This is a genomic window from Streptomyces sp. NPDC048442 (assembly GCF_040651475.1).
Taxonomy (GTDB): Bacteria; Actinomycetota; Actinomycetes; order Streptomycetales; family Streptomycetaceae; genus Streptomyces.
Genome location: NZ_JBEZKB010000021.1, coordinates 63,628 through 84,784 on the forward strand (window position 1 = coordinate 63,628; position 21,157 = coordinate 84,784).

The 21,157-nt window shown below is 71.7% G+C and carries 13 protein-coding genes; 9 read left to right on the forward strand and 4 right to left on the reverse strand.

The window, feature by feature from the left end; all coding sequences use genetic code 11:
• Positions 1-6 precede the first annotated feature (6 nt).
• The 6 genes from AB0D18_RS27635 to AB0D18_RS27660 all read left to right on the forward strand — a co-directional run bounded on the left by AB0D18_RS27635 (position 7) and on the right by AB0D18_RS27660 (position 8,140).
• Positions 7-1,281, forward strand: a complete 1,275-nt coding sequence (locus AB0D18_RS27635; protein ID WP_362424054.1) for an activator-dependent family glycosyltransferase — start codon at positions 7-9, stop codon at positions 1,279-1,281.
• Positions 1,282-1,500: 219 nt separating this feature from the next.
• Positions 1,501-3,915: a glycoside hydrolase family 3 C-terminal domain-containing protein gene (locus tag AB0D18_RS27640; RefSeq protein WP_362424057.1), complete on the forward strand. Its 2,415-nt coding sequence runs from the start codon at positions 1,501-1,503 to the stop codon at positions 3,913-3,915.
• A 112-nt stretch (positions 3,916-4,027) separates the two neighbouring features.
• The gene (locus AB0D18_RS27645; protein WP_362424060.1) at positions 4,028-4,852 is read left to right on the forward strand and encodes a methyltransferase domain-containing protein; all 825 of its coding nucleotides are present in this window, start codon (positions 4,028-4,030) and stop codon (positions 4,850-4,852) included.
• A 15-nt stretch (positions 4,853-4,867) separates the two neighbouring features.
• Entirely contained in the window at positions 4,868-6,103 is a 1,236-nt protein-coding gene (locus AB0D18_RS27650; RefSeq protein ID WP_362424063.1) for a class I SAM-dependent methyltransferase, read from the forward strand.
• Positions 6,104-6,134: 31 nt separating this feature from the next.
• On the forward strand, positions 6,135-7,352 hold the full coding sequence (locus tag AB0D18_RS27655) for a cytochrome P450 (RefSeq protein WP_362424065.1): 1,218 nt from the start codon (positions 6,135-6,137) through the stop codon (positions 7,350-7,352).
• Positions 7,349-8,140, forward strand: a complete 792-nt coding sequence (locus tag AB0D18_RS27660) for an alpha/beta fold hydrolase (protein ID WP_362424068.1) — start codon at positions 7,349-7,351, stop codon at positions 8,138-8,140. The genes AB0D18_RS27655 and AB0D18_RS27660 overlap by 4 nt, the downstream gene beginning before the upstream one ends.
• A gap of 65 nt (positions 8,141-8,205) precedes the next feature.
• On the opposite strand, the gene AB0D18_RS27665 is transcribed toward AB0D18_RS27660, so the two are convergent.
• The 3 genes from AB0D18_RS27665 to AB0D18_RS27675 form a co-directional block, all read right to left on the reverse strand.
• Entirely contained in the window at positions 8,206-9,840 is a 1,635-nt protein-coding gene (locus AB0D18_RS27665) for a PQQ-binding-like beta-propeller repeat protein (RefSeq protein WP_362424070.1), read from the reverse strand.
• A 153-nt stretch (positions 9,841-9,993) separates the two neighbouring features.
• The gene (locus AB0D18_RS27670) at positions 9,994-11,613 is read right to left on the reverse strand and encodes an HAD-IIIC family phosphatase (RefSeq protein ID WP_362424072.1); all 1,620 of its coding nucleotides are present in this window, start codon (positions 11,611-11,613) and stop codon (positions 9,994-9,996) included.
• Positions 11,610-11,909: an acyl carrier protein gene (locus tag AB0D18_RS27675; protein WP_362424075.1), complete on the reverse strand. Its 300-nt coding sequence runs from the start codon at positions 11,907-11,909 to the stop codon at positions 11,610-11,612. Before AB0D18_RS27675 ends, AB0D18_RS27670 begins: the two co-directional genes overlap by 4 nt.
• A 335-nt stretch (positions 11,910-12,244) precedes the next feature.
• Here AB0D18_RS27675 and AB0D18_RS27680 point away from each other — a divergent pair, with 335 nt between their 5' ends.
• Positions 12,245-13,519, forward strand: a complete 1,275-nt coding sequence (locus AB0D18_RS27680) for an MFS transporter (RefSeq protein WP_362424078.1) — start codon at positions 12,245-12,247, stop codon at positions 13,517-13,519.
• 42 nt (positions 13,520-13,561) lie between these two features.
• Here AB0D18_RS27680 and AB0D18_RS27685 read toward each other — a convergent pair whose 3' ends face one another.
• Complete coding sequence (locus AB0D18_RS27685; protein WP_362424081.1) at positions 13,562-15,058, reverse strand: SDR family NAD(P)-dependent oxidoreductase; 1,497 nt, start codon at positions 15,056-15,058, stop codon at positions 13,562-13,564.
• A gap of 294 nt (positions 15,059-15,352) precedes the next feature.
• Between AB0D18_RS27685 and AB0D18_RS27690 the strand changes: the two genes are divergently transcribed.
• Complete coding sequence (locus tag AB0D18_RS27690) at positions 15,353-20,251, forward strand: beta-ketoacyl synthase N-terminal-like domain-containing protein (protein WP_362424084.1); 4,899 nt, start codon at positions 15,353-15,355, stop codon at positions 20,249-20,251.
• A complete protein-coding gene (locus AB0D18_RS27695) occupies positions 20,248-21,156 on the forward strand; it encodes a polyketide synthase dehydratase domain-containing protein (protein WP_362424087.1) in 909 nt (302 codons plus the stop codon). The genes AB0D18_RS27690 and AB0D18_RS27695 overlap by 4 nt, the downstream gene beginning before the upstream one ends.
• Position 21,157 lies beyond the last annotated feature (1 nt).

Here is a 21,157-nt window from a genome sequence, read left to right on the forward strand (position 1 = left end):
CTCACGATGCGCATCGTCTTCTCCTCCATGGCCAGCAAGACCCACTTCTACCCCCTCGTCCCGCTCGCCTGGGCCTGCCGGGCGGCCGGCCACGAGGTCCGCGTCGTCGGGACACCGGGAATGACCGAGTTCACCACCGCCGCCGGTCTGACGGCGGTGCCGGTCGGCGAGGACGCCGACCTCGCCACGCACATGAGCGCGGTCGGCGAGGACATGATCAAGTACGTGCGGTCGCTGGACTTCGACGACGCGTCCCTGGCGGACGCGACCTGGGAAGACCTGCTGGGCATGCAGACCGCCCTCACCCCCAACCTCTTCGCGCTGATGACCCCCGACTCGCTGATCGACGGGATGGTCGACTTCTGCCGGTCCTGGCAGCCGGACCTGCTGATATGGGAACCGCTGACGTTCGCCGCCCCGATCGCGGCCAAGGTGACGGGAGCGGCCCACGCCCGGCTGCTCTGGGGCCCCGACATCACCACGAAGGCCCGCCGCGCCTTCCTGGACCTGCGGGAGGAGCAGGAGCCCGAGCACCGGGAGGACCCCTTCGCGGAGTGGGTCCAATGGACCCTGGAGCGCCACGGGGTGAAGCCTGAGCCGGGCTTCGAGGAGGAGATGGCCCGCGGCCAGTGGAGCATCGATCCCGTACCGCCCGGCATGCGCCTCGACCTGGGCGTGCCCACCGTGGGCATGCGCTACGTCGACTACAACGGCCCCGCCGTCGTACCGGACTGGCTGCACGAGCCGCCCACCAGACGCCGGGTCTGCCTCACGCTGGGCGTCTCGGGCCGCGACAACGGCGTCGAGGTGGTCACCGCCGAAGAGCTCCTGGCGGCCGTCGCCGACATCGACGCCGAGTTCATCGCCACCCTCGACGACCAGCAGCTGGAGTCCATTCCGTACGTCCCCGACAACGTCCGTACGGTCGGCTTCGTCCCGATGCACGCCCTGCTGCCCACCTGCGACGCGGTCGCCCACCACGGCGGCCCCGGCACCTGGCACACCGCGGCCATCCACGGCGTGCCGCAGATCGTGCTGCCGGTCGGCTGGGACACGCACGAGCGGGCCCGGCTCTCCGAGGAGGCCGGCATGGCCGTGTCGGTGCCGCTGGAGGAGCTGACGGCGGCCCGGTTCCGCGAGGCCGTCCTGCGCGTACTGGAGGACCCCGCGCTCCGCGAGGGCGCGGCGAGAGTGCAGAAGGAGATCCTCTCCGAACCGGCGCCGACGGAAATCGTCCGCGTACTGGAGAAGATGACCGCCGAGCACCGCAGGAAGAACTGACAGACGGCCATGACCGGGACGGCCCGCGGGAATTGAGCGGGCCGCCCCTCTGCTCGGCGATTCTCGCAACTGCCTTGTGCGCAGGTCGAGTTGGGCTCGAATGCCCTTGTCGGCGAATTGATGATCTTGCTAGGGTCGCCGCGGATATCTGGAGACACACATGCGGGGAATGCGGGGAAGAGGAAAATGAAACGACGAATATGGGTGCCCTCTGTATTCATGACCGTTCTCGCGCTCGTCAATCTGGGCGCGGCCCCCGCAGCCCCGAACCGCGGGGAGAGCCGTGCGGACCGTCTCGTCGCGCAGATGACGCTGGACGAGAAGCTCTCGTTCGTGCACTGGGACTACGACACGAAGGACGCGACGGCCAAGATCTTCCTGCCGGGTGTGCCCCGCCTCGGCATTCCGAAGGTGCGCGCCACCGACGGACCCGCGGGTGTGACGATCCACCGCCCGTCGGTGGCACTGCCCGCCCCGGTCGGCCTCGCCTCCTCCTTCGACGCGTCCCTCGCCGAGAAGTACGGCCAGGTGCTCGGCCGTGAGGGCCGCGCGTTCGGCCAGGACGTGCTCTTCGCCCCGATGGTGAACAACATCCGGGTGCCGCAGGCCGGGCGGAACTTCGAGACGTTCAGCGAGGACCCGCTCCTCACCGGGCGCACGGCGGCCGCCCAGATCAAGGGCATCCAGGGCCAGGGCCTGATGGCGACGGTCAAGCACTACGCCGCCAACACCCAGGAGAACAACCGCATGGGTGTGGACGTCAAGGTGGACGAGCGCACCCTCCAGGAGATCGAACTGCCCGGCTTCGAAGCCGCCGTGAAGGCCGGCTCCGCCTCGGTGATGTGCGCCTACCCCAAGGTCAACGGCGAACCGGCCTGCGGCAACGGGAACCTGCTGACCGACATCCTCAGGGAACAGCTGGGATTCCAGGGCTGGGTCACCTCCGACTGGATGGCCACGCAGAGCACGGACGCCCTCACCAAGGGCCTCGACCAGGAGCTGGGCATCGACGTGGCCGTCGCCATCCCGCCGGGCGGCCAGGTTCCCGGCGGCAAGTACTTCGGCGACACGCTCAAGAAGGCCGTCACGGACGGCGCCGTTCCGGTGGCCGCCCTCGACCGGGCGGTGAGCCGGATCGTCGGACAGATGGGCCGCTTCGGCCTGCTGGACGAGAAGCAGCCCCCGCGGCCCGCGCGCGACGTCGCCGGCGGCACGAAGGTGGCCGAGGAAGTGGCCGAGTCCGGCGCGGTGCTGCTGCGCAACCAGGACCGGACGCTGCCGCTCGACGCCGCCGCCACCGACCGCCTCGCCGTCATCGGCCCGACGGCCAAGACCCCCAAGGTGACGGGCCTCGGCAGCTCGTACGTCATCCCCGACGCGGCCACCGCCCCGCTGGACGCCATCGCCAAGAAGCTGCGCCCCGGCGCACAGCTCTCGTACGCCGAGGGCGAGGACCTCGCCGGCGAGACCATCCCGGCGGCCGCCCTGAAACCCGCCTTCACCGGCGGCAAGGTCCTCGACCCCGCCGAGAGCGGCGTCGTCTACGACGGCACGCTCACCGTGGACAAGGCCGGTCTCTACCGCATCGCGGCCCGCGTCACCGGCGGCAACGGCGCCATCCAGATCGACGGCGGCGAACCCATCAGCATCGGCGAGGTCTTCGGCAAGCTCACCAGCGTCCCGCTGAACCTGACCGCGGGCACGCACACCGTCAAGATCAGCGCCGGAGCGGTCGTCGACCAGCCGATGACCCTCGACCTGCGCTGGGTGACCCCGGCCAAGGCACAGGAGGCGATCGACAGCGCCGTCGCCGCCGCACGCAAGGCCTCCACCGCGGTGGTCTTCGCCTACGACGACGGCGCCGAGGGCAGCGACCGGACCTCGCTGTCCCTGCCCGGCCGCCAGGACGAACTGATCAGGGCCGTCACGGCCGTGAACCCCCGCACGGTCGTCGTCCTGAACACCGGCTCCTCGATCACCATGCCCTGGCTCGAGGGGACCCGGGCGGTCCTCGACATGTGGTACCCCGGGCAGGCCGGGGCGGAGGCGACCGCCGACCTGCTGTTCGGCGACGCCGAACCGGGCGGCCGGCTCTCCCAGACCTTCCCCGCATCCGAGCAGGCCACCCCCGTCGCCGGCGACCCCGAGCGCTACCCCGGCGTCAACGGCGTCGTACGGCAGTCCGAGGGCATCCACACCGGCTACCGGTGGTACGACCACAAGGACGTGAAGCCGCTCTTCCCGTTCGGCTACGGCCTGTCCTACACGTCCTTCGGTTACGAGAACCACGCCGTCAAGCGCACCGCGGACGGCTTCGACGTCGACGTGACGGTACGCAACACCGGCGCGCGGGCGGGCAGCGACGTGGTCCAGGTCTACCTCGGCCCCAGCCCGCAACTCCGCCTCGACCAGGCGGAGAAGGCCCTGGCCGGCTACCAGAAGGTGCGCCTGGCACCCGGCGAGTCCCGCCGCGTCCGCATCCACGTCGCCGAGCGCGCCCTCCAGTACTGGGACACCACCGCCGACGCCTGGAAACTCGCCGGCGGCCGGCGCAGCGTCCTCGTCGGAGCCTCGTCGGGCGACATCCGGCTCACCGCCGCCGTCGCGGCCGACCGGCCGGGCCGCACGGGCTGAACCGCTCCCGGACACACGCCGTCAGACCCCCAACACGGCACCGGGAAACGCCTCCTGACGGATCGTCACCCAGAGCCGGCCACCGCGAGCACGCAACGAAGGGACCCACCGCATGACTTCCGGAGCGCAGACCAACGACGACACGGCCGAAGGCACCACCGAGGACAAGGTGGTCGACTTCTACGACAACTTCACCGAGGTGTTCCGGGAGATCTGGGGCGACAACCTGCACGTCGGCTACTGGCACGACGCCGACGACCAGGCCCCCGTCGAGAAGGCCACCGACCAGCTCACCGACCAGCTCATCGAGCGGCTCGCCCCGCAGCCCGGCCGGCGCATCCTGGACGTGGGCTGCGGCATCGGACAGCCGGCCTTCCGGCTCGCCGGCGCCGCCGACGTCGAGGTCGTGGGCGTCTCCATCAGCAAGTACCAGGTCGGCCGCGCCAACGAGCGCGCGGCCGAGCTCTCGCTGGCCGGACGGGTGAGCTTCGAGTACGCCGACGCCGCCGAACTGCCCTTCCCCGACGCCTCGTTCGACGGCGCCTGGGCCTTCGAGTCGCTGATCCACATGCCGGACAAGGAGAAGGTGCTGCGCGAGATCAAGCGCGTGCTGCGGCCCGGCTCGGTCCTCGTACTCGCCGACATGTTCAGCCAGCCCGACACGGAGCTGACGTTCCAGGACATCATCAGCAGCCCGGAGATGGGCGACTACCGCGCCGTCATCGAGAAGGCCGGATTCACCGTCCGCGAGTTCACCGACATCACCGCCAACACCCTGGCCCCCCAGGCCGTGCGGGAGACCATCATCGCCGGTCTGCTGGCGCGCAAGGACGACGTCATCGCCATGACAGGGCCCGAGGAGTTCGCCCGGATGGTGGACGGAATCCGGGTCCCGAACTCCTACGGATACCTCCTCGCCACGGCCACCACCGACTGAGAAACGGGTCCCAGCATGGTCATCACCCAGTGCCGCGTCTGCGGCAACCACGAACTGATTGCGGTACTCGACCTGGGAGACCAGGCCCTGACCTGCGTCTTCCCCAAGAGCCTCGACGAGGAGGTGCCGAAGGTCCCGCTGGAGCTGGTCAAGTGCTCGCCCGCCGGCTGCGGCCTCCTGCAACTGCGGCACACCCCCGACCTCGGCCTGATGTACGGCGAGGGCTACGGATACCGTCCGGGCATCCGGCCCTTCATGGTCGAGCACCTGCGGGGCAAAGCCGTCGCCGCCGCCGAACTGGCCCGCCTGGAGGCGGGGGACGTGGTCGTCGACATCGGCAGCAACGACGGCACCCTGCTGCACCAGTACCCCGTCGAGGGCCTGCGCCTGGTCGGCATCGACCCCTCCGGCGAGAAGTTCCGCGAGCACTACCCGCCCGCCGAGCTGATCCCCGACTTCTTCACCAGCGAGGCCTACACCGCGCACTGCGGCAAGCAGCGCGCCAAGGTCGTCACGACGACCGGCATGTTCTACGACCTCCCGGACCCGCTCCGGTTCATGCAGGACATCCACGAGATCCTCGACGACGACGGCATCTGGATGACCGAGCAGAGCTACATGCCGGCCATGCTGGAGGCCAACGCGTACGACGTCGTGTGCCACGAGCACCTGGAGTACTACGGCTTCCAGCAGATCGAGTGGATGGCCGAGAAGGTCGGCTTCACCGTCCTGCGGGCCGAGACCACCGACGTCTACGGCGGCAGCCTCTACGTCACCCTCGCCAAGAACCCCGGCCGCCACCCCCGCGACGAGGGCTCCCTGATCGCGCTGCGCGCCCGTGAGGCCGCCGCCCGCCTCGACACCATGGCCCCCTACGAGGCGTTCGCCCGCCGGGTCCGCCAACAGCGCGACGACCTGCGGGGGTTCCTCGACGAGTCCCGCGCGGCCGGCCTCCTCACCCTGGGGTACGGCGCGTCGACCAAGGGCAACGTGACCCTGCAGTACTGCGGCATCGGCCCCGAGGACCTGCCCTGCATCGGCGAGGTCAGCGAGGAGAAGGCCGGCTGCTTCACCCCCGGCTCCCGGATCCCGATCGTGTCCGAGGAAGAGGCCAGGTCCCGCCGCCCCGACCAGCTGCTCGTCCTGCCCTGGATCCACCGCGACGGCTTCGTCGCACGCGAGCAGGCGTACTTGTCGGGCGGCGGCAAGCTCGTCTTCCCGATGCCGGCCCTCACCACGGTGACCGCCTGACCCGGAAACCCCGACGGAAGGAGACCCGGCGGTGACCGACACCCGAGCCGCTCCGCCCAGCCTGGACAGTGACCTCTTCCACCTCGACCAGTACGCGGCCTACGCCGCACTGCGGGAGCAGGGGCCGGTGAGCCGGGTCAGCTTCATCGGCCGCGAGGCGTATCTGATCACCCGTCATGCCGAGGCCAGGGCCGCCCTCGGCGACCTGCGGCTGAGCAATGACTTCAAGAAGCAGCCCCCCGAGGTGGAGCTGCCGACGTACCACGGCATCCCCGAGGACGTCCGGCCCTACTTCGCCCACAACATGGGCAGCAACGACCCGCCCGCCCACACCCGCCTGCGCGCCCTCGTCGCCCGGGAGTTCACCGCCCGGCGGGTGGAGTCCATGCGCCCCCGGATCGAGGAGCTCGCCGACCGGCTGCTCGACACTCTCACCGGCCGTGCCCAGGCCGACCTGGTCGAGAGCTACGCCTACCCGCTGCCGATCACCGTGATCAGCGAACTGCTCGGCGTCGAGGAGCGCTACCAGAGCGACTTCGGCAGGTGGAGCAACGAGTTCCTGGTGATCGACGCCGAACACGCCGAACAGCGCGGGCAGGCCGCCCGCGCCCTGGTCGGCTTCATCCTCGACCTGATCGACCGCCGGCGCGCCGACCCAGGCCCCGACCTCCTCTCGGCGCTCATCGGCGTCCACGAGGAGGACGAGGACCGGCTCGGCAACGACGAACTCGCCTCCGTGGTCCTGATCCTGCTGATCGCCGGCTTCGAGACCTCGGTGAGCCTCATCTCCATGGGCGCCTACCTGCTCCTCACCCACCCGGCGGAACTGGCCACGATCCGCCAGGACCCGTCGGTCCTCCCGAACGCGGTGGAGGAGATCCTGCGCTTCCTCGGCCCCGCCGAGATCACCACCCGCGGAGCCCTGGAGGACGTGACGATCGGCGACGTGACCATCCCGGCGCACAGCACCGTGCTCATCGCGGGCGCCGCGGCCAACCGGGACCCCCGCCGGTTCCCCGACCCCGAACGGTTCGACGTGACGCGTGACGCGAGCGGACATCTCTCCTTCGGCCACGGCATCCACTTCTGCGTGGGCGGCCCGCTGGCACGACTGGAGGGCGAAATCGCGTTGCGCGCCCTCCTGCGGCGCTTCCCCGGCCTCGCCCTGGCGATCGCGCCGCAAGAGGTGAGCTGGCGCCGGTCCTTCCTGCGCGGCATCGACAGCCTCCCCGTGGAGCTGGCCCGGTGACCGCCGCGGCCTCCCCGCCGGAGACCTGGCTGCGCCGGTTCGGCCCGCCGGCCGACGGGCCGGTGCGACTCGTCTGCTTCCCGCACGCCGGGGGCGGCGCGAGCAGCTTCCACTCCCTGGCACGCGCCCTCGAACCGGGGGCCGACGTCATGGCGGTGCAGTACCCGGGACGCCAGGACCGGCGGCACGAACCGCCGCTGACCCGGCTGAGCGAACTGGCCGACGCCATCGCCGGGGTGCTGGAGGCGTCCGTCGTGCGCGACGGGACACCGTACGCACTCCTCGGCCACAGTCTGGGGGCCCTCGTCGCCTACGAGACGGCCCGCCGCCTCGACCGCTCGGGCGCCACCCCGCACCGGCTGTTCGTGTCGGCCCGCTGCGCACCCACGGTGGCGGCGGGGCCGACCGACCACCTCGCGGACGACGACGCGCTGCTGGCCGAGGTCCGCGCCCTGGGCGGCGGCGACGCGCTCGACGACCCCGAGGTGCGGGCCATGGCACTGCCCGCGCTGCGCGCCGACTACCAAGCCCTGAGGTCGTACACCTGGCAGGACGGGCCCGCCCTGCGCTGCCCGGTCACCGCGATGACCGGCACCCAGGACCGGCTGTGCACCCCCGCGCAGGCGAACGACTGGCTGCGCCTGTCCGTCGTCCCCGGCCGCGCGCGGACCTTCAGGGGCGGCCACTTCTACCTCCAGGACCGCGTCACCGACGTGGCCCAGGCCCTCCTCATGGACCTCGGACTGCGTACGCAGCAGGCCGCCGCGGCAGGTACGACCGCTGCTTGAGAGCCAGTGACGCACCACGGCCCGGACAGAATCTGTCCGGGCCGTGGTGCGTGGCGGACGGTGTGTCAGCGGCCGTCGAGGGTGAAGCGGTAGAGCTTGTTGTTGTGACCGCTCAGCCCCTCGCCCACGTTGGAGATGTAGTAGCCCGAGCCCCAGTACACGCTGCCGTCGACCACGGCTGCCCCGCCGAAGACGGAACCACCGCTGGCGAAGTCCCACAGGATCTTCCCCGACCTGCCGTCCAGCGCGTACATGTTGGTGCCGGCGGGCGCCGAGGAACCGGCGTACATCACGCCGTTGGCACTGGTGACGAAGGAGTCGTCAAGCCACTTGCCCTCCTTGCCCTGCGGGTCGGCGGTCTGCCACTCGATCTTGCCGGTCGCCGCGTTGACCGCGGCGAAGAAGCCGCTGTTCACCGTGGACTTGGTGCCGTCGGCCGCGGTGATCTCCCAGGGCAGGTGATCGCCGTTGCCGATGCCGACGTAGATGCGCCTGCCGTCGGTGGCCGAACCCCACTGGATGCCGCCCAGCGGACCGCCGGGACCGACCTGCGTCTGCCACACGACCTTGCCGGTGGCCGGTTCGAGCGCGTAGTAGACCCCGCTCTTCTGGCCTATGCCGAGCAGGTCCTTCGGCTTGCCGCCGACCTGGGTGGTGTAGAGGTTGGGGGCCGAGCCGAAGTCGAAGTCCGGCGCCTGGTTCTGCATGTACATCATCCAGGTGTCGGCCGTCAGGGTGTGATGGGCCCACCTGATCTTTCCGGTCTTCAGATCGAGGGCGAGCACGCTGTCGAAGTGGTTGTCCTTGTCCGGCGGGGTGCAGTTCGTCTGCTTCGGGTTCAGGCAGACGCCGGGCGGCGAGGTGTAGTTGTTGCCCGTGCCCACGAACACCAGGCCCCTCTTGTGGTCGACCACGGGCTGGCTGCCCCAGACGGAGGCGCCGGTGTAGCCCTCGGGGATGGTGTGCGTCTTCCACAGGATCTTGCCGGTGCGGGCGTCGATCGCCAGGACCGCGCCGCGGAACTCCGGCTTCTCGTGCAGGGTCGACGCCTTGGAGGACGTCCCCACGTAGACGATCCCGTTGTCCACGGTCGGGGAGGAGGTGATGACCGTCGTCGGGTCCTCGTCGACCTTGGTCAGCCACCGCTTCTTGCCGGTCCTGGCGTCGACGGAGATGAGGTACGCGCTCTTCAGCGACTTCGTCGTCAGCGTGCCGGTGCCGAGGTAGAGGCTGCCCTTCCAGTACGCCGGGCTGGTCCGGGACATGTGCCCCTCGACCCCGTCGTACGAGGTGATGCTGTTCGACCAGATCTCCTTGCCGCTGTCGGCGTCGATGGCCCACAGCTTGCCGCCCCAGTCGGGCACGTACACCGTGCCGTCGACCACGGTGGGGGTGGCGGAGACGTCACCGGCGGTGGTGAAGGTCCACTTCGGCGCCAGCCTGCCCACGTTCCCCGGCCCGACGGTGCGCTCGGTGGCGGCATGGCGGGTGTTGTGGTTGTTCTGCCCCGCGCTGACCCACTCGGGCTTCACGGGGACGCTGCGGTCCGCGGCGGACGCGGCGTTGCCCGCGCGGCCGGCGGAGGTGTCGGCGGCCGCGACGGTGGCCAGCATGAGGGCTGCGCAGCCGGCCAGCGCTGTGGTCAGCCGCCGCCATTGCCCCGGGTTGCGTGCGGGCGCTCGTCTCGTACTGGGATTCATGGAGTGATTCCCTCGTTCCCTCTGTACCGGCGCCGGCGGGGCGGGCGGCGGCCGGGAGCCGCGGGACGGCTTCCCGGCCCCGGACACGCGGCGCCGGCGCCTGGGCGGAAGGCCGGCCGAAGTGGCCGGCCGGGTGTGGTGTGGTCTGTGGGGTTACGGTGCGAGCGCCGGGGCGTCGGCCCAGTCGGCGACCCGTACGTCCAGGACACCGGCGGGGTCGTCGGCGCCGACCGCGCTGCCGGAGAGCTGCTCCAGGAACTGGCGCGCGGGGGCGTTGCGCCGGGTGGGCAGATAGGGCAGCCGCAGGGTGGTGCAGCCGGCCTCCCTGGCCCGGTCGCACAGCATCCGCAGCATCCGCGTCTCCACCCGGCGGTTGAGGACCCGGCAGCTGAGCAGGAAGACCGGAACGTCCAGGACGTCGCCTTCGGGCCGGGCGAGGACGAGCCCGACGGTGCCGTAGTCGCCGAAGACGTCGCTGACCCGCACCGTCCAGCCCCGGCCGCCGCCGTCCAGCAGCCGGCGCAGCGCCGGCACCGTGAAGGCGGTGCCCGCGAGGGTGAACTGCGTGGTACGGGTGGTCAGTTGGGCCGCGCGGTCCAGGGCGGAGTCCGACAGCTCCGCCATCGTGACGTCGATGGCGCAGCGGGCCAGGAACTCCTCGTAGTCCGCGGCGGAGTGCTCCAGCGCCCGGCGGTCCGGCTCGGCCCCGTACCAGTCGGCCCGCAGCCGGTCCTCGTCGGTCACCGTGAGCTGGTCGAAGGCCGTCTCGTGGGCCAGTTGGCGCGGCGCGGCCGCCGAGTCGCGGGTCAGTTCCACCACGGCGACCTCGGGCAGCTGCGCGCGCACCGACGCGCATTCCACGGCGTCGTCGTCGACGAAGACGAACGAGTTCAGTGCGAGCCCCAGCTCCTGGGACAGCTCGGCCAGGTACTGGGCCTTGGGGCTCCAGCCGATCCGGTGGGCGGTGATGTCCCGCAGGGTGAGGGCCATGGCGGGGTTCTCGGCGAACACGGCCCGTACGTCCGCCTCCTCGTTGCGGCTGCACAGGCACAGCAGCCTGCCCCGCGCGCGCTGGTCCAGCATGAACTCCTGGACGGCGCGGCGCCCGGGGCCGATCTCCACCCCGAGCGGCCCGTCCTCGCCGCACACCCCGCTCCACAGGGTGTTGTCGCAGTCGAGCACCACGACCTTGCGGGGCCTGGTCCACGTCGTGGCGGCCAGCCGCACCAGCCGGTCGGCCAGCGCCTCGAAGTACGCCTCGGTGTACGGGAGATGGGCGATGCGGTCGGCGTACTCGTCGTGCGTGTCCGGTACGTCGTAGTGGTCCGTGAGGTCGTCGAGGGGGGCCAGGCACATACCGGGCAGCCGGTCGACGGCCTCGGTGATCCGCCGCGCGGCGGCCTCGGTCCAGTGCGCCGCGGCGGGGTCGGCGAGGGCTTTGGGGGACGCCGGGGCCAGGGCCACCAGATAGGTGGCCGCGCTGCGGGTGGGCGCGGTGGACAGCACCGACAGCAGCTCGTCCAGGAGCCGGTCACCGGCCGTCGGGTCCTGGGCGCCCCGGTAGAGGTCCTCGGGCCGCACCAGCAGGACGTTCACCCCGGCATGGCTCAGCAGCACGCCGCCCGGGTCGAGCAGCGGCTCCACCAACTGCCCGTACGGCGCGGCCCGGAGCTCGCGCCCGGTCTCCCGCAGCCGCCGGGCCATGGCGTCCGCGAGGCCGTCCGAGGTGAAGGTCGCGGCGAGGGCGACCCCCGGCTGCGTCGCGCCGCTCATGCGGCCCGGCCGTTCCTGTGGGCGTGCACGGCCGCGGCGAGTTCGGCGGCCGTCGTGTCGTTGCCGAGCGCGTGCACGGGCAGCTCCACGCCCAGTTCGCGCCACAGCCGCGACAGCACGCGCACGGCCCGCATCGAGTCCCCGCCCAGCGCGGCGAAGGGGGCGTCGGGGGCGACCACGTCCTGGCCCAGCACCGTGCGGAACGCCTCCAGCACAGTGCTTTCCACCTGCTGGGCGCTTTCCACCTGCGGGGCGCTTTCCACCTGCCCGGCGCTTTCTGCCTGCGGGGTGGACACGGCCCCAAGTTTGTTCGATTCCATCTTGAGAAAACCCTCGTTTCGGCCGTGACCGGCCAACGCATAGGACGGAAAAGGTGAAACAGGCCAATGGCCGTCACCTGGCGGCCGGATATCGGTCCCGGGGACCGTCTCTCTCGGGCGCCGCACGATGGATTTGGGAGCGTACCTGTTCAGGCTCCCGCGCGCAGTGCGCACGCCCTTCGCTGCCGTCAACTCCCGCCCTACGCAGGTGCGTTACGATTTCTGCCGCGGTCGTTGTGTCGACCACCGATCTGCCAGGAGCTGTCGATTCGCTGGCGTGCCACCCGAGCCGGACAAGGAGAAACAACCCCATGCGTAAAAACGGGTTGGCCAGTCTCATCCCGCTTTACTTCATCGTTCTGATCGACAACTTAAGTGTCAGCCTCATCATCCCCGTGCTGATTCCCATCACGTACGACGCCGACATCGGCATCATGAGCAGCGGTGCGTCCAGTACCCGGGACGTGTTCTACGGAGTCGCCATCGGGAGCTATTCCCTGGCGATGTTCCTCGGCGCCCCGCTGCTCGGCTCGCTGTCCGACCACTTCCGCCGCAAGAAGACGCTGACGCTGTGTCTGCTGGGCCTCGTCCTGGGCTACGCGCTGACCATCTGGGCGCTGCTGCGCCGGGACGTCGCCCTGTTCGTCGTCGCGCGGGTGATCGGCGGCCTGTTCTCGGGCAGCCTGCCGGTCGCCCAGGCGGCGATCCTGGACGTCACGCCGAAGGAACGCCGCGTGAACTCCATCGGCCTGATCATGTTCTGCGTCTCCACCGGGTACGTGGTGGGCCCGCTCATCGGCGGCTACCTCAGCGACTCCACCCTGGTGTCCTGGTTCAACCTGGTGACCCCGTTCGGTTTCGTGGCCGCCATCACGGTGCTGAACCTGCTGGTCCTGCTCGTCACCTTCCGCGAGGAACCGGCCCCCCGGCCGGCCGGACGCATGGCCTTCCCGAACCCGGTCAAGCACCTCATGCGGTCCTTCACCTTCCCCGGGGTCAGGCTGCTCGCCACCGCGCTGCTCCTCATGTCCCTGGGCTGGACGGCCTTCTTCCAGTTCATCGGCCTGTATCTGACGGCGAACGAGGGCTTCGGCCAGCGCGCGGTCACCAACCTCATCTCGGTGGTCGGCATCGGCCTCGCGGCGGCCTTCCTCTCCCTGGTACCGCTCTCGATGAAGTACCTCAAGCCGCAGGTCGCGGTCACGGGGGCGCTGGCGGGGATGACCGTGTGCATCGCCGGTACCGCGCTGACCGGCTCCACGGCCGTGCTCTACGGCCTGTGCCTGGTGGGCGCGGCCACCTACGGAATCTCCTACAGCGGCCTGGTGGGCATGATGTCGGCGGCCGTCGACGACAACCACCAGGGTTCCGTCATGGGGACGGCGGGCGCCGTCGCGGCCCTCTCCGCGGGGCTGTCCGGGGTCGTCTTCGGTGCCATCGACGGCTCCAGTTCGCTGCCGATCTTCTCCGCGGCGGTCTTCGTCCTCCTCGCCTTCCTGCTGTCCGCCGTGCTGAAGAAGGGCAGCGGCAACGCCGGCTCCCGCGAGGCGCAGCCGCAGACCGCGGACCGGACGCCCGCGGTCTGAGAATCCGGGGCCCGGCGGCCGTCCTCGGCGCCGGGCCCCCGTTCATGCCCGCCCGGCCGGGGCCGGGGCGGCGCTCTGCGCGCCGATCAGCCGGGGAACCCCGTCGGCGGGCGCGGGCGCGAGCAACTGGCGCACCAGGTGCGCCGCCACCGGCTCCACAGGACCTGCGGCCTCCCGGGCGCCGGGCGAGTTCGTCTGCTCGGTCCGCAGCATCCCCGGCCGCGCGAGGAGGAACCCCACGCCGGGACGGTGCCGGGCGGCCCAGCCGACCAGGCCCTCGACGGCGGACTTGGCGGCGACGTAGTGCGGCCAGTCGCGGGGCGGTGCGTCCAGGGCGGCCGAGGAGATCACCAGGCAGCTGCCGCCGCCCGGTTCCAGGAGCGGCAGCAGCCCCGCCATCGGCGCGCTGACCAGCCGCAGCGCACCGGTCAGGAACGTGTCCATCCGCTCCAGGTCGGTGGCGGCCAGGCCCAGCGTGCGCAGCGGCGGGGACGCGCTGCACACCAGGAAGTCGAGCCGCCCGTGCCGGCGTTCGACGCGGGAGCGCAAGTCTTCGCTCCAGCGCGGGTCGGCGGCGTCGCCCGGCGCGGAGTGCAGCCGCCCCGGCAGCCCTTCGGCCTCGGCCACCAGGTGCTCCGGCAGGGTGCCCCGGTGCCCGGCATGGACCTCGCACCCCTGCGACACCAGCGCCAGTGACAGGGCCGCCCCCAGTCCGCGGCTGCCGCCGACGACGACGGCCGCGGTGCCCCGCAGCAGGGTGGACGGGCTCAGGTGCGCGGCCAGTCCGGCCGCCGTGGCCGGCGGGGCGGGTGTGCGGACCATCGCCTCGATCTCGGCCTCGGCGACGACCGCGCCGTCCGCGGTGACCTCCCCGACGATCGACACCAGCCCGAAGCGGGGGTCGCTGTGGACCACCCGCGCGGTGTACGACAGCCGGGCCCGGCCGCGTACGGCTGTCGCGGGGAAGCGCAGCGCCACCCGCCCGAGCAGGCAGTTCTCGCCCGGCAGACGCATCCCGGCCAGATAGCTCGACCACAGCAGACAGGCCAGCGGCGTACGCCCGAGCAGCCGGGCGGCGGCCGGGAACCGCCGGCTCAGCGCGTCGAGTTCCTCCGGGCCGTACGTGCCGGACACCTCGGTGCCCGCCGGCAGGTCCTCGATCGTGTGCGGCAGCGCCGACCGGGCCAAAGGCACCGGCAGCGGATCCAGGTCCGGTGGAGTGCCGGGGGTGATCCGCAGTGTCAGACAGGTGCGGTCCCCGTCGCGCAGCCGGTAGCCGGAGCGGCCAGGGGCACCTTCCACCGCCTCCGGGCGGTAACTCACCCCGGGGAACACGGGGTTGCCGAAGTCCGCCTCGACGGCCGTCACCCCCGCCCCGTCCGGCGCCAGTTCGTCCAGCGTCGCCAGGGCCGCGAGGACACCGTGGGCGACGGTCCGCCCGAAGGGGGTGCGGCGGGCGTGGCCGGGCGAGCAGTGCAGTGCGTTGCGGTCACCGCCGGCCCGCGCGAACAGCGCCACGTCGTCTTCCGAGAGCAGCACGGGATACCTCCGATGAGCGCGTCGAAAGACGCCGTAGGGCGGGCGGGGAAAGACGCCGGGGCCTCGGGGCGCGGGCGGATCCGTCACCGTAACGCGGGCGGCGCAAAAGCACTCAGGACCCCTTTCCACAAGGCCGCGTACTTGAGATCCGCTTCAAGAACCCTGCAGGCCACGGGCGTTCAATCGCGGTCCGGAAGCAGTTGCACACCCGGTCGACCGACATTCGAGTGCACAGGCCACACAGCCCTGTACCAATTGTTCGGTGTCCTGGGCGGTGGAAAGGTCTGTGTGCGCATGAAGGAGCGGCAAGCAAGCGTCTACGAACGCTTCCAGTGGTTTCGCTATCTCCAAAATCCCGACGATCCGGGACTCACGATCAGCTATGTGTACGCGCTGACCGGCGACGTCGACACCGACCGGCTCAACGACGCCCTGCGGGAAGTGGTCTCCACCGCTTTCCCGCGCCTCCTGTGCTACTTCACGGACATCGGCGGCCAACTGGTGGCCAGGAGCCGCCCGGCGCCCCGGCGGGTGCTGCACGGCTGCGAACGGCCCGACGACCTCCTCGATTCCGGCGGCATCGACCCCACTGGCCAGGAGCTCTTCCGCTTCCGGTACTGGCGGGAGCCGGAGGGACGGCTGCTGCTGCGCCTGGACTTCAGCCACGTGGTCTTCGACGGCGGCTGCTACACACCGTTCTGCGCCGCCCTCAGCGCCTGCTGGCAGGGCGTGGCGCCCGTACGGGAAAAGCCGTTCGGCCCGCCGAGGCGCCCCGACGCGGACGCGGACGCGGCCCACTGGCGGTCGATGCTCGCGGGCCGCCGGCTGCACCAGCCGCTGCCCTTCGCCACCGCGCCGTCCGGCAGGGCCGGCCGCCGCATCAAGGTCGCTGAGACGATCACCGGCGCACCGGCCGAGTCCCTGCACCGGTTCCTGCGCCACCACGAGCTGAGCCTGCTGCAGTTCGTGGTCGGCGTCACCGGCTGCCTCGTACACGCCTACGGCGACGACGACCCCGCCGTCGTGGTCGCGCACACCGTGGACACCCGGGAGTACGGGGCCCCCTACGGCTGCCACACCAACCTGCTGCCTCTGTGGCTGGACCTCTCGGCGGACCCCTCCGCGCTGTCGGTGCTGGAGCAGGTGCGCACCCAGCGCGAGGAACTCCGCGACCACCAGGGCTTCGGTACGTCCGACCTGCTCGCCCTCGCCGCGGCCGAACAGGGCCTCGCGGCGGGCCGCGGCGGCAGCGCGCTCAACCTGGTGGTGAACTCCTCCGCCGCGATGCTGCCGACCGCGCTGCCGGAGCTGGCGGGCGTGGACACCTCCTGGATCCGCAAGCCCGACACCGGCAGTTCGAGCGAACTGAGCGTCAACTTCAGCTCCGACGAGCAGGGCATCCACCTCTCCTTCGACTCCTCCACCCGGGTGCTCTCGCCCGAGGCCCTGTCGGCGCTGGCCACCAACTTCGGGCGGATGGCCGAGTTCGTGATCGCCGACCCGCACCGCCCGCTCGCGCAGTGCGACCTCTCGCGCCCGCTGGAACCGGCTGCCGAGGGCGCCGTGCGCACCGCCACGGACCACCGGAGCCTGGGCGAGGCGCTGAGGGAGGCCGCGGCGGCGGACCCGGACCGGGTGGCCGTCGTGGACGACCACCGCTCGCTCACCTACGGCGAACTGCTGGGCGCCGCACAGCGGCTGGGTGACGCACTGCCCACCGACGATGGAGCCGGCGCCGACGGCGGCGCGCGGCCCGTCGGCGTCTTCCTGGAGCGGTCGGCCGCCATCCCCGTCGCGTACCTGACCGCGCTGTCCCTGCGCCGTACGTTCGTACCGCTCGACCCCCACCTGCCGGACGGGCGGCTCACCTACATGGCCGAGACCGCCGCTCTCGGCGTCGTCCTGGTGGACGCGGCGACCCGGGACCGGGCGGCCGTGCTGTTCCCCGGCACACCCCTCCAGGAGGTGGACGGCACACCCCTCCGGGAGGTGGGCGGCGCGCCCGCCCGGGAGGTGGACGGGGCGCCGTCCACCTCCGTATCCCCGTCTCCGCGACCGCAGGACGCCCCGCCGGTGGCCCCGGCCGACGCAGGCCGCACCGCGTACGTGCTGTTCACCTCGGGATCCACCGGCACCCCCAAGGGCGTCGCGGTGAGCGAGGGCAACCTCGCCAACTTCCTGGACTCGGTGCGCCAGGACCCCGGGATGGGCCCGGACGACCGCCTCGTGGCCCTGACCCCGATCGGCTTCGACATCTCGCTCCTGGAGATCCTGCTGCCGCTGCTGTGCGGCGGCACCGTCCACGTGCTGCCCGAGGAGGCCAGGACCAGCGCGACCCTGCTGGCCGAACGCATCGACGCCGGCGGGGCGAGCGTCGTCCAGGCCACGCCCTCCACCTGGCGCATCCTGAAGTCCGCCGGCTGGCGGGCCCGCCGGCCCATGACGCTGCTGTGCGGCGGGGAGGCCCTGGACCGGGACCTCGCGCAGTACCTGCTGAGCCAGAGCGCCGCCGTATACAACATGTACGGCCCGACCGAGGCGACCATCTGGGCGAGCTGGCAGCGCGTCACCGACGCCGACCGCATCCACCTGGGCGAGCCCGCGCTGGGCACCCGGTACTACGTGGTGGACGCCGAAGGGCGGTCCGTGGCCCCCGGCATGTGCGGCGAGTTGATGATCGCCGGTGACTGCGTGGCCCTGGGGTACCTGAACGCCCCGGCGACGGCCTTCGGCGCGCTGCCCGACGGCACGCCCTCCTACCGGACCGGCGACCTGGTCCGCCACGACGGCCCGGCGCACCTCACGTACGTCTCCCGCATGGACGGCCAGCGCAAGGTCAACGGTCACCGGATCGAACTCGGCGAGGTGGCCGCCGCGGTGACGGCGCAGGCCCCGGACGCGACGGTGGTCGCCGTGGTACGGGCCGAGCCCGAGCCGCACCTGCGCTGCTTCGTACGACTGCCCGCCACCGAGCCCTTCGACGCCGCCGCGGTGCTCGCGCGGTGCCGGGAGACCCTGCCGTACTACATGGTGCCGCAGGCCGTGCACCGGCTGACCGCGATACCGCTGACGGCCAACGGCAAGACCGACGTCAAGAAGCTCAGCGAGGCGCCGCTGTCCGCGCTCGACCTGTACCCGCAGGACGAGACGCCCGCACCGGCGGCCGGCGTGCAGCAGCCCCCCGCGGACACCGGCGGGGCCCACGGGCCCGGCCTGCTCGCCGAGCTGCGGCGGCTCGTCGCCGGTGAACTGGGCCTGCCGGAACCGGACATCGACCGGCCGCTGGGCTACCAGGGCGTCACCTCGCTCGGCTACAACGTCCTCGCCGCACGGATCAGCGACCGGTACGGGGTCGTCGTCCACGCGCACGACTTCTACCGCATGAACACCCTGCGCGCCGTCGCCGAGACCGTGGCCCAGCTCGCCGGGGGCCGCACCGGCGGACCCGCGAAGCAGCACGACGCCCGGCCGGAGGGCGCACCGCGCCCCCCGGCGGCGGCCCCGTCCGCCGCCGACGGCCGGCTCGCCATCGTCGGCCACTCGGCGGTGCTGCCCGGCGGAGTGGACCCCGACGCGTTCTGGCAGACCCTGCTGGACGGCAGGGACTGCGTCGGCCCGGCCGGTGCCGAGCGCCGGCTGCCCGGCGAGTTCGCCGGATTCCTCCCCGGGGTCAAGGGCTTCGACGCCAGGTTCTTCTCCATCTCGCCGAGGGAGGCGAGCTGGATGGACCCGCGCCAGCGGCTGCTGCTGCAGTCCGTCTGGCACACCCTTGAGGACGCCGGGTACGCCGCCTCCGACCTGCACGGCTCGCGCACCGGCTGCTACATGGCGGCCACCGGCAACGACTACGCGCTGCTGCAGGCCAGGGCGGACGCGGGGCAGATCCCGTACTCCCTGGTGGGGCACTCCCTGAGCCTCGTCGCCAACCGGATCTCCTCCTGGTTCGACTGGCACGGACCCTCCACGGTCCTCGACACCGCCTGCTCCGGCTCCCTGGTGGCGCTCGTCAAGGCGTGCCGCGACCTGCGCGCCGGGGTCTGCGACGCGGCCGTGGTCGGCGGCGTGAACCTGATCCTGGACTCCCAGATCAACGAGGGGCTGCACGCGGCACGGTTCCTCTCGCCCGACCACCGGTGCGCCGCCTTCGACGCCTCGGCCAACGGCTATGTACGCGGCGAGGGGTACGGAAGCTTCCTGGTCAAGCGACTCGCGGACGCCCTCGCCGACGGCGACGACATCCGCGCGGTGATCGAGAGCGTGGCGGAGAACCACGGCGGCCGCGCCAACTCGCTCACCGCCCCGAACCCCAACGCCCAGTACCGCCTCCTCCTGGACGCCTACACCCCCGAACTCGCCGCCCGCACCGGGTACATCGAGACCCACGGGACCGGAACGGTGCTGGGCGACGCGATCGAGATCGACGCACTGAAGCGGGCCTGGCAGCAGCTGGTGCCGGAGCCCGCGGGGCGCCGGGTCCGGCTCGGCGCGGTGAAGTCCCACATCGGGCACCTGGAGCCCGCCGCGGGAGTCGCCTCGCTGACCAAGGTGATCAAGGCCTTCGAGCACCGGACCCTGCCGGCCAACCTGCACTTCCAGCAGCCCAACCCGGGCCTGGCCCTGGAGGACACCCCCTTCGAGGTGGTGGGCAAGACGGTGGCCTGGGACGACGTCGAACCCGTCGCCGGGATCAGCTCCTTCGGGTTCGGCGGCAGCAACGCGCACGTCGTGCTCTCCGCGCCGCCGGCCCCGCCCGCCCGGCGTGCCACCACCGCCCGCCCCCGCCTCGTACCGCTGTCGGCGCGTACCCCGCAGGCGCTGCGCCGTCTGACGGGCCGGCTGCTGGAGCACGTCGAGCGCGGCGGGCCGCTGTCGGACGAGGACCTGCGCGACCTCTCTTACACCCTGTGCCGGCGCGAGCACCTGGAGTACCGCCTGGCGTGGTGCCCGTCGTCCGGCGAGGAGCTGGTGCGCGCGCTGCGCACGGCGGGCGAACCTGTCAGGGCGCCGGCGCGGGAGCGGGCGGGCGACGCCCCTGCGCCGACCCCCGAGTCGGCCCGCGAGGCGTACCTGGCCGGTCAGCCGGTCGACTGGCAGGCGCTGTTCGCGCCGCACACACCGCACCGGCTGCGGCTGCCCGGCTATCCGTTCGACGAGACGGATCTCTGGTTCACGGACGAGGGGCGGACCGCATGACGACCGAAACCGACAGGGCCCGTACGACGACCGAAACCGACAGGGACCGTACGACGACCGAAACCGACAGGGACCGTACGACAGCCGAAACCGACAGGGGCCGCGCCGCTGCGGTGGAGCCCCTCCGGCTGCTCGCGACGGGCGAGCCCGGCACCTTCCGGGCGCACATCGACCCCGGTCACACGTATCTGAGGGAGCACCTGGTCGGCGGCCGCCGCGTGCTGCCGGGCGTCGCCTGCCTGGAGATGGCGGTGCGCGGCGCCGCCCAACTCCACTGCGGCGCGACGGTGTTCGCGATTCGGGACGCCGCCTGGCTGCGGCCCGTCTCCGGCGAGGGACCGCCGGACGACCTCGTCGTGGCCTTCCGCTCCGCCCCCGGGGCGAAGGAGGCGGACTACACCGTCACCCACCGCGGCGCGCTCTGCGCCATGGGCACGCTCCTGTTCGAGAAGCAGGACCGCGCCCCCGCGGTGGGCCTGGAGGTGCGCGACGAGATCTGCGCGCACACCACCTCCCACCTCACCCGGCGGGAACTCTACGAAGCGTTCTCGCACATGGGCATCGACTACGGCCCGTACTTCCGCCGCAACACGTATGTGCAGCGGTACGGACAGCGGTCGCTGGCCTGGCTCTCGCACAACGACGGCATTGCGATGGGGATGGTGAACCTCCTCGACTGCTCCTTCCAGTCAGGCATGGCGATATCCATCGGAGAACACCGGGACAGCTTGATGCCTTTCTCCATGGGGCATATGATTTTTCACGCTCCGGCGCGATTTCCCGCCGATTCCGCATTCGTCCTCACGGAGAAGCTCTCTCCTTTCCGGACCAATTTCACGGTGTACGACGAGGATTACGAACCGCTTCTCTCGGTAGTCGACCTCGGTGTGAAACCCGCTCTTTGAA